Source organism: Chryseobacterium sp. T20 (assembly GCF_047345655.1).
Classification (GTDB): domain Bacteria; phylum Bacteroidota; class Bacteroidia; order Flavobacteriales; family Weeksellaceae; genus Chryseobacterium.
In genome coordinates this window covers 193,229-209,126 of the sequence record NZ_JBLFDU010000002.1, presented here as the reverse complement: position 1 = coordinate 209,126, position 15,898 = coordinate 193,229, and the positions used below count along the sequence as shown (strand labels likewise).

General features: G+C 36.0%; 14 protein-coding genes and 1 other RNA gene. 7 read left to right on the top strand and 8 right to left on the bottom strand.

Translation table 11 applies throughout. The annotated features are described in order from the left end of the window. Positions 1–221 precede the first annotated feature (221 nt). Both ACMA47_RS06305 and ACMA47_RS06300 read left to right on the top strand, forming a co-directional pair. A complete protein-coding gene (locus ACMA47_RS06305) occupies positions 222–1,112 on the top strand; it encodes a DUF72 domain-containing protein (protein ID WP_413929113.1) in 891 nt (296 codons plus the stop codon). Positions 1,113–1,253: 141 nt separating this feature from the next. After that, complete coding sequence (locus ACMA47_RS06300) at positions 1,254–1,484, top strand: hypothetical protein (RefSeq protein WP_413929112.1); 231 nt, start codon at positions 1,254–1,256, stop codon at positions 1,482–1,484. A 44-nt stretch (positions 1,485–1,528) separates the two neighbouring features. On the opposite strand, the gene ACMA47_RS06295 is transcribed toward ACMA47_RS06300, so the two are convergent. The 6 genes from ACMA47_RS06295 to ACMA47_RS06270 all read right to left on the bottom strand — a co-directional run bounded on the left by ACMA47_RS06295 (position 1,529) and on the right by ACMA47_RS06270 (position 8,207). Next, positions 1,529–2,122, bottom strand: coding sequence for a hypothetical protein (locus ACMA47_RS06295; protein ID WP_081906517.1), 594 nt, complete (start codon positions 2,120–2,122; stop codon positions 1,529–1,531). A gap of 211 nt (positions 2,123–2,333) precedes the next feature. Then, on the bottom strand, positions 2,334–2,978 hold the full coding sequence (locus tag ACMA47_RS06290) for an HD domain-containing protein (protein WP_413929111.1): 645 nt from the start codon (positions 2,976–2,978) through the stop codon (positions 2,334–2,336). After that, positions 2,975–3,820 (bottom strand): serine aminopeptidase domain-containing protein, encoded by an 846-nt coding sequence (locus ACMA47_RS06285; RefSeq protein ID WP_413929110.1) that lies wholly within the window; start codon positions 3,818–3,820, stop codon positions 2,975–2,977. Before ACMA47_RS06285 ends, ACMA47_RS06290 begins: the two co-directional genes overlap by 4 nt. Before the next feature lie 91 nt (positions 3,821–3,911). Further along, complete coding sequence (locus tag ACMA47_RS06280) at positions 3,912–4,802, bottom strand: ribokinase (RefSeq protein ID WP_034699029.1); 891 nt, start codon at positions 4,800–4,802, stop codon at positions 3,912–3,914. A gap of 67 nt (positions 4,803–4,869) precedes the next feature. Further along, entirely contained in the window at positions 4,870–5,505 is a 636-nt protein-coding gene (locus ACMA47_RS06275; protein ID WP_034699027.1) for a DUF4241 domain-containing protein, read from the bottom strand. A gap of 86 nt (positions 5,506–5,591) precedes the next feature. Then, on the bottom strand, positions 5,592–8,207 hold the full coding sequence (locus ACMA47_RS06270) for a valine--tRNA ligase (RefSeq protein ID WP_413929109.1): 2,616 nt from the start codon (positions 8,205–8,207) through the stop codon (positions 5,592–5,594). Positions 8,208–8,335: 128 nt separating this feature from the next. Between ACMA47_RS06270 and ACMA47_RS06265 the strand changes: the two genes are divergently transcribed. Continuing rightward, complete coding sequence (locus ACMA47_RS06265) at positions 8,336–8,800, top strand: DUF1573 domain-containing protein (RefSeq protein ID WP_034699021.1); 465 nt, start codon at positions 8,336–8,338, stop codon at positions 8,798–8,800. A gap of 266 nt (positions 8,801–9,066) precedes the next feature. Further along, the gene (locus ACMA47_RS06260; RefSeq protein WP_413929108.1) at positions 9,067–9,936 is read left to right on the top strand and encodes a polyphosphate kinase 2 family protein; all 870 of its coding nucleotides are present in this window, start codon (positions 9,067–9,069) and stop codon (positions 9,934–9,936) included. Between the two features lie 95 nt (positions 9,937–10,031). On the opposite strand, the gene rnpB is transcribed toward ACMA47_RS06260, so the two are convergent. Continuing rightward, positions 10,032–10,355: RNase P RNA component class A (rnpB, locus tag ACMA47_RS06255), an RNA gene on the bottom strand. A 255-nt stretch (positions 10,356–10,610) separates the two neighbouring features. Here rnpB and ACMA47_RS06250 point away from each other — a divergent pair. The 3 genes from ACMA47_RS06250 to ACMA47_RS06240 are packed head-to-tail and all read left to right on the top strand — an operon-like array spanning position 10,611 to position 13,450. Then, complete coding sequence (locus ACMA47_RS06250; RefSeq protein ID WP_062673949.1) at positions 10,611–11,102, top strand: RNA polymerase sigma factor; 492 nt, start codon at positions 10,611–10,613, stop codon at positions 11,100–11,102. Then, the gene (locus ACMA47_RS06245; protein WP_034699016.1) at positions 11,095–11,769 is read left to right on the top strand and encodes a hypothetical protein; all 675 of its coding nucleotides are present in this window, start codon (positions 11,095–11,097) and stop codon (positions 11,767–11,769) included. Before ACMA47_RS06250 ends, ACMA47_RS06245 begins: the two co-directional genes overlap by 8 nt. A gap of 58 nt (positions 11,770–11,827) precedes the next feature. Further along, on the top strand, positions 11,828–13,450 hold the full coding sequence (locus ACMA47_RS06240) for an AMP-binding protein (RefSeq protein ID WP_034699014.1): 1,623 nt from the start codon (positions 11,828–11,830) through the stop codon (positions 13,448–13,450). Between the two features lie 149 nt (positions 13,451–13,599). Here the strand turns inward: ACMA47_RS06240 and ACMA47_RS06235 are convergent, their stop codons facing one another. Continuing rightward, positions 13,600–15,747 (bottom strand): hypothetical protein, encoded by a 2,148-nt coding sequence (locus ACMA47_RS06235; protein WP_413929107.1) that lies wholly within the window; start codon positions 15,745–15,747, stop codon positions 13,600–13,602. Positions 15,748–15,898: the final 151 nt, after the last annotated feature.

The following is a 15,898-nucleotide window of genomic DNA, read 5'->3' as shown; positions in this document are numbered from 1 at the left end:
TTAAAAAAAACTTAATAGAAAGAGGGTCAAAATCTTAAAAAATTTTCTAAACTAAACCTAAAAAACATCCTACTATTCAGGTATACCAAGACGTTTTGATTTCTTAAAATTTTACTATCTACAATCATTTTCTGTTGAAGTAGTTTCCGTAGGAATCATGAAATGCTCTGAGATTTTTGGTTTATATTTGTGTTTATTGTTTAACACCCAAAACTACAGATATGAAATTCGGACAAGTAGAAGACCCATCAAAAATAGATTTCACATTACCTAAAGACCATCCTAAAACCAAAGAAATGCTGGCTCTTAATAAAAAAGGGCTGGAAAATATTTCTATCGGATGTGCTAAATGGAATAAAACTGACCTTAAAGGATTCTATCCTAAAGGAACTAAGGATGAGTTGACTTACTATGCTACTCAGTTTAATTCTATCGAGTTGAATGCTACTTTCTATGGAATGCCCACTCCAGATCAGGTAAAAACCTGGAAAGAAAAAACTCCGGAAAATTTTAAATTCTTCCCTAAGATCACCAATACCGTTTCCCATTTCAGAAGGCTGATTGATGTAACGGATCCCGTGACACATTTTGCCTCTGCTATTATCAATTTTGATGAGAAACTGGGAATGGCTTTTCTTCAGCTTCACGATAATTTTAAGCCTAAAGATTATGACAGGCTGGAAAAATTCGTAAAAGAATGGCCTAAAGAAGTTCCATTAGCCATAGAACTCCGAAATACGGAATGGTTTACCGATGAAGAAATCCTGAACACCACATGTGAACTTTTCGAAGCCCATAACATCACCAATATCATTGTAGATACCGCAGGAAGAAGAGATATGCTTCACATGCGTCTTACTACACCTAATGCATTTATCCGCTATGTAGGAGCCAATGCTGAAAGTGACTACGAAAGACTGGATGACTGGTTGAAACATCTTACCCAATGGAAAAAAGAAGGTCTTCAGAATCTTTATTTCTTCGTACACCAGAATATTGAAAAAGCCTCTCCTTTATTATCCGCTTATTTTATCAAGAAGATGAATGAAGAATGGAAAACAGATATTCATATTCCGCAAATGGCAACAGAAAGTACCGGAACACTTTTTTAGTACAAAGGATTGTTGAGATAAAATTAAATAGGTTACATTCAGTTAATTTCTTACACCCGATTCATTCCTCTCCGTAACGAAAAAAATTGTATATTAGAGTATAATGTATTTCACTAAACATTATGCTTTAAAACATAAATTATGGAAAAGGAAATTTGTACAATCAGTATTGCTACCAACTGGCTTGGTGATGAATATATTTTTTATGAAAATCATACCGTAAAAAGAGTATATGATAGTCACAGTTTGAATTCCAATAAGAGCGAATGGCTTGAACCTAAAGAAATCAGTAAACAAAATAAGGATAAACTTATCAAAGCCTGTCCTGAAGAATTTAAGGAACAGATTATGCAGATTCTGGATTATCCTTAACAGAAACTAAAAAGGTAATGAGTTTCCAATACTCATTACCTTTTTTATTTATTTTTTCTAAGCAGCAATACAAGATTGAGAAACAGAAGCAGAAAGTCCAGCGTAATCCAGATTCCCAGTTTGGTATTCTCATAATTATAAGCGTCTACCTGCTTTTTGGCCGCATCAGACAGTTTCATACTTTGATTGATGTAGTTCTGTACTTCTACAATCTGATCAATATTTTTATTAGGTACAGAATGTTGAGAAAAATAGACTAAGTTTTTCTTTCCAAGATAACCTGCAATCCAGTATTCATCAGACTTATCCATTTTCAGGTATTCTATTCTGTAATATTCCGGACGTATTTTCCCGATATGCTTGGGCTCAAGGGTGGTATTTTGATCTGTTTTATCTACTTTGATTAAGTAAAAATCCAATGCCTGTGGAAGTTTATTAACCACCTGAAGTCCTACAGAATTATCCACAAATGCCACAGCACTTTTCTTGATAAACCAGTACGTAAAAACAGAAATTGAAAAAACAACTGTTACAATACGAAACAGCTTTGCCCACTTGGCCATACTTCCTGATTTAACCTTAAACAGGACCAATGAAAGGACACAAGCCAGAAATATGATAAAAATAATGAGTGTCATATTTTACAAAGATACTCCTTCTCTCTATTTTATCCATGTTCGAGGCCAATTTTTAATTTTACCCAGCCCTAAAAAATGATTTTCTATCTTTATTTTCCTTTGGACTGACCGGGTAAAAAATATCCGAACAAATAATGTCATATACAATATTCGTTCGGATAGTTAATTTTTGACAAGCAGAATCAGATTCAATTCATTCTAATTCTATTTTCTACTCTACATTCCATTCTTTATAAAACTGGTCCAGGAAATTCAGCATATAATTATGTCTTTCTTCTGCCATTTGTTTTCCCTTTTCAGTGTTCATCATATCTTTCAGAAGCAGTAGCTTTTCATAGAAATGATTGATGGTTGTCCCGTTAGATTTTTTATACTCTTCTTTTGACATTCCTAATTTGGGTTTCATATCCGGATGATGCATCAGGTTATTTTTAAAACCTCCAAAATTGAAAGTTCTGGCAATTCCTATAGCTCCTATGGCATCAATACGATCGGCATCCTGAACAATCTGAAGTTCAATAGGTGGATTTTCTGGTGCCTGATCTCTGTTTTTGAACGAAATATTTTCGATCACAAATAAAACCTTCTGAATGATTTCTTCAGATACGTTCTGTTCTTCAAGAAAGATTCTTGATATTTTGGGAGCAATGGTTTCATCACCGTTATGAAATTTAGGATCGGCAATATCGTGAAGAAGTGCAGACAACTCTACTACCTCTTTGTCACAATCTTCTGTTTCTGCTATCTGAGCGGCAAGTTTCCAGACTCTTTCAATATGGAACCAGTCATGTCCAGCTTCTGCTCCTTCTAATTTTTCTTTTACAAATGCTACTGTGTTGTCAATCGTACTTTTCATTTATCTATCAGTTCATTTAAAATAATATCCCATAGTTTGCTGTTGTAACTTCTAAAAAAATTGATATGCCCGATTTCATTTTTATCTGATTCTGAAGCAGCTACCAGCCTGTAGGTAGGTTTGAGATTTGAATAGGTATTATTTAATAAACTTAATACTCCTTTTTCTGTAAGCCATATATCATCTTCAGCCCGGATTACAAATACTTTCTGGGTCAATTTTTTAGAAAAGTCATCAATTTTTTCCAACAGCTTGTTGGTTGATTTCTTGTTTAAAATTAAGGTTCTCCAGTCATATGCGCAATTTTTTGGGAGACTTTCTCCCAATCCAAACCAATGTGCGGGGAAATATCCTAGCAATGAAGTTGTTAATGGCTGGGCAATTCCAAAGCCTAAATACGCTTCAACTTTTGTTCTCCCTTTAAGGTTTCCTACAAAGGCATTTTGTGTTCCTACAAAAACAAATTCTTCAAAAATGTTGGAATCTTCATTCATTCCCAGAATGAGTGCGCCTACAGAATGGCCTAAACAGTACTTTTTGAGTTCTTTAAATTCTGATTTGATATATTGAGTCACCGTTTTATAATCTTTTGATCCCCAAAGCCTCATAGAGCCCTGAAATCCTCTCATATTTTTCGGTTTGGAAAGTCCTATGCCTCTGTAATCATAGGTAATAACTGTAAATCCCTGTTCACAAAAGTAACTGGCAAAAGAAAAGTAGACCTGCTGCTTTACCCCTGTTGCAGAGTTGATCAGTAATAGTTTCCCATTATCTCTTTCCGGCTTAAATAAATGGGCAACAAGAGTAATACGGTCTTCTGTGGTCAATATTAGTTTTTCCATAATATAAAAAAGAAAAAATCCACTATAAAAGTGGACATTTTACTTATATCTTTATGTTAAGTTTCAAACTTTTGATATGTTGCAAATAGCTTTAAGAAAAGAAATCTGAGATTCTCGGAAGTCCTGTCTGAGATCCTTTACCTCCTGAAACTCTTGATGAAACTTCATTTCCGAATTTCACACATTCTTCGATAGAATTCCCATGGCATAATGCAATGGCAAATCCTGACGTAAAGGCATCACCCATCCCCATTTTATATACTTTTTCATCCTTATCGTTTCTGTAATATTTCATTTCTGTACCATCAAAATAAATGGTAGAGTTGGTATCATCCCTTACAAATACTTTATTGAAATATTTTTTAAGAACTTCTTCTCTTTTCTCTTCCCCAAAAATAACGTATAGCTCATTACTTTTGGCCACAATAAAGTCAACCATTTCTAAAATTTCTTCGTTGACTCTCATTGCCGGAGACGCATATAATCCTACTTTCTTTCCGTATTTCTTAGCTTTTCTAACGGTATGTTCTACAACATCCATAGAAACTTCAAGCTGTACCAGCACAAGATCTGTGGTATGAAAATATTTATCCGCTTCGTCTATATGCGATTTGCTAAGATGCTTATTGGCTGCGGGTACTACCACAATAGCAGCGTTTCCATGAGAAGTTGTTACATAAGCAGTTCCTGTAGCTTCTTTATCTGTTTCATGAACAAATCCTACATTTACATTTTCGCTTACCAGATTCCTCATGATCTGTTGCCCAAGAGGATCCATCCCAACGCATCCTATAAAGTATACACTGGCTCCCAACCTGGCCGTACCTACTGACTGATTAGCACCTTTACCTCCAAAATAACTATCTGATTTGATAGCTAAGACAGTTTCATTAGGCAAAGGAAGTTTTTCGGTTTCAAGAACCAAATCTATCGATGAGCTGCCCACAACAATAATACGAGGTTGTTCTGATGAGAAATTCATTGTGTTTTGTATTAGCTTTAAAATTTATAACTGACAAAATTGTGTCTCAAAAATAACTAATTTATAATTAACTTATTTCAATAAATTCAGTAATTATTTTCACTGGCTGTTGATCTTTGTTATAAGCTATATAGCTGGCATAAAATCCTTCTCCATATCCGGTTTCAAAAGCAAAAATAGTTCCGGGATGTTCTTTTGCCGGTTTAAGAAAGGCGTATTGATCTATTGCTCCGTTTTCATCAAAGAAATAGTCATGGAAAAATTCTTCATAGATTCCCATAAAATCACCTCCTTTATTTTGATACAATCTCTGTTCCAGTTCATTAAGGCTGTTTTGGGTATCTACATCCATCAGACATCCCATCCCACTTTCTACAGGATATCCGAAAACTTCTCCTTCCTCAAGATCTTTTATTTTCTGTCCTGCTGTGGTAGCCATTTTCCATTCTTTAATTTCAGAATTATTGAATATAATTTCGGCATAAGCAACACAGTTGCTATCTCTTTCTTTGTGAAGCATTACTGAGAAATCTCCTTTCGGAAATTCTGTAGTGAAAGGAAGCATATCATTCGTAATCAAAGGATCACAAGCGACCAGTTTCCCGCTTGAAAGATAAATCTTTCCTACTTCAAAACTTTCAAGCAACGGACTTTCCACAAAGTCTTTCGAGAATAGTTTTTGTATGTTTTCTATATGTGTCATTGTATTTATTCTTTAAACCATCAGGCTGGATACAATTATTCATGTGTATCCAGCCTGAGATTTTGACAAAATTTATTGTCTATACTTTATAAACTTTTCAGTTTCTCTTCAAGGATCGCAATCTTATCCAAAGCATCTTTTTGTTTTCTACGCTCCACCTCTACGATTTCAGGTTTTGCATTCGCAACAAATTTTTCATTGGAAAGCTTCTTTTCTACTGAAACTAAGAATCCTTTTAAATATTTTACTTCTTCTTCAGTTTTCGCTTTTTCTTCTCCTAAATCTAAGTTTTCGCTTAATGGGATAGAAACTTCAGTAGCTCCTACCAGGAAAGTAAAGCTTGGCTTATCTGTTTTCTGTCCAAAATGAATTTCAGAAACATTAGCTAATTTTCTTACTATCGCTTCATTAGCAAATTCAGATGCATTAGTATATATTTCAGCAGCTTCTCTTGGAGAAATTCCTTTTGTCTGACGGTAGTTTCTAACTCCGGAAATCAATTCAGCTGTGATTTCAAAGTTTTTAATGACTTCTTCATTAAAGCTATCCGCCTTCTTCTGCTGAGCAATAACAAGCGCTTCATCAATACTTCTTTCAGAAATCAACTGCCAGATCTCTTCAGATTGGAATGGCATAAACGGATGAAGCAGCTTCATCAATTCTTCAAAGAAATAGATGGTTTTATTATATACTTCTTTAGAAATTCCCTCTCCATAGTTAGGCTTGATGGCTTCAAGATACCAACCACAAAAATCATCCCAAATTAATTTATAGATCAAATGCAATGCATCAGAAATTCTGAATTTCTCGAATTGATCATTAATCTCAACGATTGTTTTGTCTAATTTATTTTCAAACCATTCAATAGCCTGGTGATCCGTAGCGATAGCTGGTTTATCTTCATGCTTCCACATATTGATCAGACGGAATGCACTCCAGATCTTGGTCATGAAGTTTCTTCCCTGAAGCATTAAATCTTCATCAAAAAGAAGGTCATTACCCGCGGCAGAACTCAATAGAATTCCTACACGTACTCCATCTGCTCCATATTTATCCATTAATTCAAGAGGGTCTGGAGAGTTTCCAAGAGATTTTGACATCTTTCTTCTCTGCTTATCTCTTACAATTCCTGTAAAATAAACATTCTTGAACGGGACTTCTTTTCTGTATTCCAATCCGGCCATAATCATTCTGGCAACCCAGAAGAAAATGATATCCGGACCTGTAACCAAATCAGATGTTGGATAATAATAGTTGATATCTTTATTTTCAGGATCTAGTAATCCGTCAAATACAGACATTGGCCATAACCATGATGAGAACCATGTATCCAATGCATCATCGTCTTGTCTAAGGTTTTCTACAGTCAGATCTGAATTTCCTGTTTTTTGTTTTGCCAGTTCTAAAGCTTCATCTTTAGTTTCAGCTACTACAAAATCATTTTCTCCTTCTCCATAGTAATATGCAGGAATCTGCTGTCCCCACCAAAGCTGACGGGAAATATTCCAGTCACGGATGTTCTCCATCCAATGCTTGTAGGTATTTTTGAATTTTTCAGGATAAAACTTAACCTCATCATCCATTACTACATCCAAAGCTGGCTTAGCAATTTCAGACATTTTAAGGAACCATTGTACTGAAACTTTAGGTTCAATAACAGCACCTGTTCTCTCAGAAGTTCCTACTTTATTTACGTAATCTTCTGCTTTCAACAAAAGATCTTTCTCTTCAAGTTCTTTAGCAATCTGCTTTCTTACATCAAATCTGTTTTTCCCTGCGTAATGTAAACCATGCTCATTAAGATTTCCGTCATCATCTAGCGCATCAATCATCTTTAACTGATGTTTTTGTCCGATTTCGTAGTCATTGATATCGTGAGCAGGAGTAATTTTCAAAGCTCCGGTTCCGAATTCAATATCCACATACTCATCTTCAATGATCGGAATCACTCTGTCAACGATCGGTACGATTACATTCTTACCTTTTAAGTGTGCATATCTTTCGTCATTCGGATTGATACATACAGCCGTATCCCCGAAAATAGTTTCAGGACGGGTAGTAGCAACTGAAAGGAACTCTTCTGAACCTTCAATCTTATATTTAAGGAAATATAATTTTCCGTTTTGCTCTTTAAAGATTACTTCTTCGTCAGAGATATTGGTTTTCGCTTCCGGATCCCAGTTGACCATTCTATAGCCTCTGTAGATAAGTCCTTTATTATAAAGGTCAACGAAACTTTTGATAACCTGCTGAGAAAGTTTATCTTCCAACGTGAAACGGGTTCTGTCCCAGTCGCAAGAACATCCCAGTTTTTTCAACTGCTCAAGGATAGTCCCGCCATATTTATTGGTCCAGTCCCATGCGTGGGTTAAAAACTCTTCACGGGTAATATCTGACTTATTAATTCCTTCAGACTTCAGTTTAGCAACAACTTTAGCTTCAGTAGCAATTGAAGCGTGATCTGTTCCCGGAATCCAACAAGCATTAAATCCGCGCATTCTTGCACGACGGACCAGAACATCTTGAATGGTATTGTTCAACATATGTCCCATGTGTAGTATCCCTGTCACATTTGGTGGAGGAATGACTATGGTATATGGTGGTTTGTCATTAGGTTCTGAGTGGAAAAATTTATTTTCCAACCAGTAATTGTACCATTTTTGTTCTGTTTCCTGTGGATTGTACTTTTCTGAAATCTGCATAAATTCTATTTCTTTGGCTTGCAATTTGCAAAAATAGTCTAAAGAAAAAAATTTTTAAGCATGAATTAAAATAATTTTTAACTTTGTTTCACAAAATTTATCTAACAAACGTATTAACATTCAAGAATATGAAAAAATTAATTGCAGGAATTGCACTATTCGGGACATTTGCTCTTGCATCTGCACAAACTATTACATTTGATAAAACGACTTTCGATTACGGAACTATTAAGCCTAGCGCTGATGGTACAAGATTCTTTACTGTAACGAACTCAGGTGATAAGCCTTTGATTCTTTCAAATGTAAAACCTTCTTGTGGATGTACGACTCCTGAATTCAGCCAAGATCCTATCATGCCTGGAAAGTCTGCTAAGATCAAAGTTGGATACAACACAGCGATCCCTGGCCCTTTCAACAAAATGATTGAGGTTTTCTCTAATGACCCTGCAAACAGCAGAAGTGTAATCTACATCAAAGGTAACGTAGATGCTAACGCTCCTGAGCCAAAAGTATTGACTCCTGCTGAGCAGAAAGAAGCTGCTAAAGCTGAGAAAAAAGCTGCAAAACTTGCAAAAAAGGCTGCTGCGAAGTAAGCTCTACTCAAAAAAATAAAAGAACCGTCTCCATTGAGGCGGTTTTTTTATTACATTTATGTTGGGTTAGGTGGCAGATGACAGATAATAGGTGGCAGTAAATGTATTGCCGTTTATCCAATATATTATTTAGGTTTTGGCTGAAGCCTTCGGATTTATTTATCTTTAACATGGCTGGACTAAAGCCCACCCCTATTGAATTTTAATAACTTAATCTTTTAATCTTTTAATCTTTTAATCTTTTAATCTTTTAATCTTAAAAATATATGGACACCGATTTCTCAGATAACTTTAAGGTAAGTGGAAAATTTTCGATAAAAAAAACGTCAACTTCTTATAAAGGAAAGCTCACGAAAGAAGAGGGAGAGCAAATGCTGATTCAGGAGAAAGAAAAACTTCGTGAGTTGCAGGAAAAATTATATGCTGACGGAAGCCAGTCTTTGCTGGTTGTATTACAGGCTATGGATGCTGCAGGAAAAGACAGTATGATAGAACATGTTTTCGGGGGAGTGAATCCTCAGGGATGTAATGTAACCAGTTTTAAAACACCAAGCTCCAAAGAATATTCTCATGATTTTTTATGGAGACATTATCTGGCACTGCCACAGAAAGGAATGATCGGGATTTTCAACCGATCCCATTATGAAAGTGTTCTGGTTTGTAAAGTACATCCTGAATATAATCTGAGTGAAAAAACATGGTCTTCCGTAAAAGATTTTGACAGCAAATTCTGGGAAAACAGGTATGAAAGTATCCGTAATTTTGAAAAACATCTTTCACAAAACGGAACCACTGTTATCAAGATCTTTCTGCATGTTTCCAAAGATGAACAGAAAAAAAGACTTTTGGACAGAATTGACGAACAGGAAAAAAACTGGAAATTCTCAGCAGGAGATCTCCCGGAAAGAGCGTTATTTGACCAATACATGGAGGCTTATGAAACCGCCATCAATGAAACCTCAAAAGATCATGCTCCATGGTATGTGCTTCCTGCAGACAGCAAATGGTTTGCAAGAGTAGCCGCTATCCAGATTATTATTGATACTCTGGAGAAAATGAATCTTAAATATCCTACTCTTTCTGATAAAGACAGACAGGAATTACAGGAATCTAAAAAACAGTTGGAAAGTGAATAAATTGGGTTGAAATTTAGAGGCTTGAAGATGGAGGTTTAAAATCATTACGTTAAAAACTTCACTCTTCCAGTCTCTAACTTCCAGCTTTAAAAAAAATCACGAGAAAATCTATAAGCCGGATTTTGTACTTCCGAAGAAGCGCCTGTTATTTATCTACGTATTACATTGCTGCAATACTTGAGCTGATTACCCCTCGGTTTTCAGGACGAGCCGCCCCTATTTCCATTGCTGAAAAGAACCGATATACTTACCATTGCACCGCAAAGAGTTTACCTGGTTTCACTACAGCCGAACTGTACTTGCTTTCTGTTGCACTTGTCCTACCCTCACGGGTGACGGATGTTATCCGCTTTGCTGCTCTATGGTGTCCGGACTTTCCTACCCTTGCCGAAACAAGAATCAACAAGCCGATTTTCTCGCGGAGGCAAAGGTACACAAATTTTGTGGTAAAAAGGTAAAGAGCAAAAGGACTCAAGAGTTTTTAGCCCCATATAAATAATATTGATTGAAAAATATCTTTCCTTTGCTTTTTGATGAAAGTATAGAGTATTATTTAAATATAAATCGAGTTCTCTCGTTCTTCTTCAATTTTCCTTTTTTTACCGTTTTACGATTTTTAATTATAATTTTCACCAATTACTACTTTATTATTATCTTCGTGCCATTATATATCTATGGATTCCAGAGAAAAAGAATTTGCGCAGCTTATCAAAGATAATCAGGGACTGATTATTAAAGTATCGCGTTTGTACACCAATTCTCTGGAAGATGAAGAGGATCTTTTCCAGGAAATCGTGTTACAGCTCTGGAGAAGTTATGATTCTTTCAAAGGAAACTCTAAAATTTCCACATGGATGTACCGTGTAGCGCTCAATACAGCCATTACCCTCTTTAGAAAAAAAAGCAAAAGCCTTCCTACGAATGAGCTGGACATCAACCACAAGGATTTTGTGGAAGATGACGATGAAAAACAGCAGCAGGTATCACTTTTGTATACTGTAATCAAGACTCTTCCTAATGTAGAAAGAGCCATTGTCATGATGTATCTTGACGATCTGCCTTACAAGGACATCGCAGAAAACCTCGGAATCACTGAAGTCAATGCACGCGTGAAAATGAACAGATTAAAGAAAACCCTTAAAGAACAGATGGAAAAATATGCCTGAATTTGATTTAGATAGCTTTAAGAAAACATGGCAGGAACAACCTGTACAGCATAAATATGACAACACTGAGATTCTTCAGATGTTGAACAGAAAGTCGCGTAACTATGTGAAATATATTTTCTGGATCAGCGTCGTAGAATTACTTTTCTTTTCAGTATTAGGACTGTTTTACTTTTTTCCGGAAGAGGAATCAGACAGCTTCCGTAAAATGCTTGAAAGATTAGGTGCCCAGGAAGCTCCGGAAGTAGAAAACAACTTCGGGCATGCTTATTTAGCAATAAAAGTCTTAAGTTTATTAATCACAGCCTATTTTGTACTGAAATTCTACCAGAATTACCGAAGAATCAAGATTGAGGAAAATCTGAAGGGTCTTATCACCAGAATCATTAAGTTCAAAACAACAGTTAATGCTTTCATTCTCATTAGTATTGTATTATTGCTGATATTCACTTTTGTATTGGTTGCTTTTATCTTTTATATATTAGATTCTCAGAATATACAGCCAAGTGGTTCCAATCTTACCATTATTATCGTGGGGATTGTCGTAAGTACATTGCTTGCGATTTCTATGATCTGGTTATATTACAGACTGGTATATGGTACTATTATTAAAAAACTTGATAAAAATCTAAAACAGCTTAAAGAAATAGATTCTCAGGAAAATTAATATACATAGGCATAGTTCGGGATATAATTGTTAATTTTATTCCACCAAATCTTAAACTATGCCCTTATCTTATGTGTATGGAACTTCTGAGGTTCCATTATTAGGCCAGACCATCGGAGCCAATCTTAAAAGTACTGTCGAAAAATATCCCCATCAGGAAGCATTAGTCTGCGTTCATCAGGATTACAGAGCTACTTATCAGGAATTTTACAATCAAACAACAGCTGTTGCAAAAGCTTTATTATTTTTAGGAGCAAAAGCAGGCGACAGAATCGGAATCTGGTCTTCCAACCGCTATGAATGGGTACTTTTGCAGTATGCCACTGCAAGGATAGGAACTATTTTAGTGAATATCAATCCGGCCTATAGAACTCATGAACTGACCTATGTACTCAATCAGTCGGAAGTTCGCTTTATTTTTTCTTCTTTAAGTTTTAAAACCAGTAATTATAAAGAAATGGTTGAATATGCAAAAGAAGTATGTCCAACCCTTGATCATGAAATATTCTTTGATGAAAACTGGGAAGAGTTTGTGAATAACGGACAGGAAATTTCAGATGAAGTACTTCACAGTTTTGAAGAGCATGTACAGTTTGACGATCCTGTTAATATTCAATATACTTCCGGAACGACCGGTTTTCCGAAAGGAGTCACCCTTTCTCATCATAATATTCTCAATAATGGTTATTTTATTGGTATAAGACTAAAATATACCGAGAAAGACCGTGTCTGCATTCCTGTACCTTTTTACCACTGCTTTGGGATGGTCATCGGAAATATGTGCTGTACAGCTCACGGAGCCTGTATGGTAATCCCGAATGACAGTTTTGATCCGGAGATTACTTTAAAAGCGGTGTCAGATGAAAAATGTACTTCTTTGTATGGAGTACCTACTATGTTTATTGCTGAACTGGCAGTAAAAGATTTTGACACCTATGATTTTTCAAGCTTAAGAACCGGTGTTATGGCGGGCTCTGTATGCCCTCCCGAAATCATGAAGAAAGTAGAAAGCCTTATGAATATTAAAGAAATGAGTATTTGCTATGGGATGACAGAAACTTCACCTGTATCTACTCAGACTTTAATAGGAACACCGCTGGAAAAGCAGGTCAGCACAGTAGGAACTGTTCAGGATCATCTTGAGATAAAAATCATTGATGAAAGTGGCAGAACTTTAAAACGTGGAGAGCATGGCGAACTTTGCACCAGAGGCTATTCCGTCATGCTGAAGTACTGGAATGATCCTGAAAACACCAAGAAAGTACTGGATGATGCCCGCTGGATGCATACCGGAGATATGGCCGTAATGGATAAAGACGGCTATATTACAATTTCAGGAAGAATAAAAGATCTGATCATTCGTGGTGGAGAAAATATTTCCCCTAAGGAAATTGAAGATTTTTTATATACGTATACCAACATCCTTGATGTCCAGATCATTGGTGTTCCCAGTGAAAAATTCGGGGAAGAAGTAATGGCATGGGTAAAAGTGAGAAAAGGATTTACCATCACTGCTGATGAACTACAGGAATACTGTAAAGGAAGAATTGCCCACTATAAAGTTCCGAAATACTGGAAATTTGTAGATGAATTCCCTATGACTATTTCCGGAAAAATAAGAAAGGTTGAAATGCGGGAAATTTCTATGAAAGAACTTGAATTAGGTAGTTTTAAAGATTAATTCAACACAAGTAAAACTATAAATAGATTAACATCCATTATAAAAAACCTGTTTAAGCTTTAAACAGGTTTTTTTTGATATGAATTTGCTTTTGAATAATCGCTTATCTTTAATTACCAGAAAATCATGAACATTTAATTCAGCCATACTTATTCAGGTTCTGCAATTCCGAGAAAAATTACAACTCCATCACCACCGGGATTATCAAAAACATCTACCAGAGCTGACGGTTTCCAGTTGTTCATACACCAAAGATTTCCTGCGCCGTCAATATTCGTTGAAGTAAGTCTCATAATAGGCTGATAACATTGCAGCCGTAATTCTTCGTGTTTTGATTCATGTAATTTTGGTTTATGCTGAGTACCATATAAAGGATATCCGTTAGCTAAAGTAACCTCAGAACCTCCTGTAGGAAGAGTAAGCAGCATTGCTGTTTCCGGTTTTGACGGATCACGAAGCATCGTTACTCCAAAAGGTCCCTGCATATCCAGCGCGGGATGAGTTTTAAAATCTGTTTCATGACCAAAATTGGCTAGAAAAACAGTCTGATTTTTATCTATTTTAACTCCCCATGGAGCATACGTATTGACATCATAATATCCCATAACAGTTGAAAGATCATGACTAAGAACCGTAGCACGGCTGCTGCTTACTCCTACCACAACAACATTTCCATCTCCATTTATTGCAATCTGACGAAGTGATTCATACCCTTCCTGTTTATTGGCACTTTCAGAATAATTGCTGAACCAGCTATGGGTAACCACCAATTGATCTCCCTCAATTGCAACTTTATAAACCGCTGAAAAGGCACAGTTTTCAGGAAAATCTTTATCATAATTTCCGATACAGGAAACATAAGCGCTTCCTTTGTGATCAGGAGTTACATCAAATATTTTCAAATAAGGGGTTCGGGTTGGCAACGGAGGTGAGTCTGGTGATTTTTTTACAGGAAATTCATTACAGATAAGTGTTAGGGCTGCAGTAGGGCCTTTCTCAAAATCGTTATCCTCAGGTTTTAAATAAACAACTACGGCACTTGGTTCGTTTTCAAAGGGATAAACTCCCCGTTTGGCAGGGGCAAAAGGTTCCTGACAACCTACTGAGGCCATCCAAAGATTCCCCTGATTATCATATTCCATTCCCTGAACCCGGGAAAGTCCTAATGTAAAACCATTGGAAGGACTTACGGGCTTTCCGTCTTTATAATAAAAACGAGAAATACTTCCCTCTTGTGGATTATTATATTCCGAACCCCATCCGAAGTTTCCGAAAGAAATATATTTTTTATCAGGGCTAACGGCAGCTCCAAAAGCTACTCCAAGTAACCCGCCACCCTGAACCGGAGAAAAATCGGCAGGCGTAGCATCATATTTGTAAACAGGACAATGAGTTCCGGAATCCGGAGAACCGGCCCGAAAGTTATTAGCAATCCATGCATTATCATCTGCATCAAAAACAACAAAGGCTGCTCCACTCGGAATAAAGTTCTTAGCTCCTGATGAATTACTTTTTAATGTAAGGGTCCAGTTATTAGGAATCTTTTGATCCTCGGTCATATTTTTCATCGAGACTAATGAATCTGAGTAGATTTCTTCCAGTCCAAAAAGCATCTTATAAATATTAACTGCGTTATTACAGGGATCATGCAGCAGATTTCTTATAGCCTGAAGGAAATTTTTGTTTGATTCAGAAGGTTCATGCCACGCATAATCCAAAAATTGCCTGTAAAAAGGCTTTCCTGTATGAATGATTGGATTTGTTATAGAATAATAGTATAAATTACATAAGGAGTTGAACATTGGATAACTGTTCGTTTCAAAACCGTTTGGTGAAGTACTGATCATATCTCCGATGGCTCCTTCTGTTTTATACAGATTCTTCTTCATTCCATAGGCGATTTTCATATTTCGCCTGGTTCCTGAAATGTGCACTGTTCCATCGTCATCTACTTTTGTCATCCGTGCAAATGTATAGATTGAAGCAATAGAGGATTCGGGATTCACCATGACTGGAAAAAGGGTATCAGGAAGATAAAATGTTGCTAATAAACTTAAAGGTTCTCCGTCAATTTTGTATACAGTATTATCAATTATATATTCATGTACCCAAACGGTTACAGCATAATATTCAGATTCTGCATTCTTAATTTCAACACTGAAAGTATTGTTTTCAAATGACGTTTTGTTATTAACAGCGCCAATGAAATTTTCAGCAATTCCAAAAACTTGGAAACTCCCTGAAGTGATGGTTATATTCTTCACCTCAACACTAAATTGAACGGTTTTTGTTGACATAAGCAAATGATTAATTGGTTCAGTTAGAAATTAATCAATCAAATGTCGGAATAAACGATTGGATTTTATTCAGTAGAAATACGGTACTGAAATAAGTTGCAGAAGCTTTTTATGTTACAAGAAGGAATGAAAATCTAAACATGCTCAATAA

Excerpts from the sequence above, each read along its gene's own strand:
- ACMA47_RS06305 (WP_413929113.1), top strand. The coding sequence starts at position 222 with ATGAAATTCGGACAAGTAGAAGACCCATCAAAAATAGATTTCACATTA.
- ACMA47_RS06300 (WP_413929112.1), top strand. The coding sequence starts at position 1,254 with ATGGAAAAGGAAATTTGTACAATCAGTATTGCTACCAACTGGCTTGGT.
- ACMA47_RS06295 (WP_081906517.1), bottom strand. The coding sequence starts at position 2,122 with ATGACACTCATTATTTTTATCATATTTCTGGCTTGTGTCCTTTCATTG.
- ACMA47_RS06290 (WP_413929111.1), bottom strand. The coding sequence starts at position 2,978 with ATGAAAAGTACGATTGACAACACAGTAGCATTTGTAAAAGAAAAATTA.
- ACMA47_RS06285 (WP_413929110.1), bottom strand. The coding sequence starts at position 3,820 with ATGGAAAAACTAATATTGACCACAGAAGACCGTATTACTCTTGTTGCC.
- ACMA47_RS06280 (WP_034699029.1), bottom strand. The coding sequence starts at position 4,802 with ATGAATTTCTCATCAGAACAACCTCGTATTATTGTTGTGGGCAGCTCA.
- ACMA47_RS06275 (WP_034699027.1), bottom strand. The coding sequence starts at position 5,505 with ATGACACATATAGAAAACATACAAAAACTATTCTCGAAAGACTTTGTG.
- ACMA47_RS06270 (WP_413929109.1), bottom strand. The coding sequence starts at position 8,207 with ATGCAGATTTCAGAAAAGTACAATCCACAGGAAACAGAACAAAAATGG.
- ACMA47_RS06265 (WP_034699021.1), top strand. The coding sequence starts at position 8,336 with ATGAAAAAATTAATTGCAGGAATTGCACTATTCGGGACATTTGCTCTT.
- ACMA47_RS06260 (WP_413929108.1), top strand. The coding sequence starts at position 9,067 with ATGGACACCGATTTCTCAGATAACTTTAAGGTAAGTGGAAAATTTTCG.
- ACMA47_RS06250 (WP_062673949.1), top strand. The coding sequence starts at position 10,611 with ATGGATTCCAGAGAAAAAGAATTTGCGCAGCTTATCAAAGATAATCAG.
- ACMA47_RS06245 (WP_034699016.1), top strand. The coding sequence starts at position 11,095 with ATGCCTGAATTTGATTTAGATAGCTTTAAGAAAACATGGCAGGAACAA.
- ACMA47_RS06240 (WP_034699014.1), top strand. The coding sequence starts at position 11,828 with ATGCCCTTATCTTATGTGTATGGAACTTCTGAGGTTCCATTATTAGGC.
- ACMA47_RS06235 (WP_413929107.1), bottom strand. The coding sequence starts at position 15,747 with ATGTCAACAAAAACCGTTCAATTTAGTGTTGAGGTGAAGAATATAACC.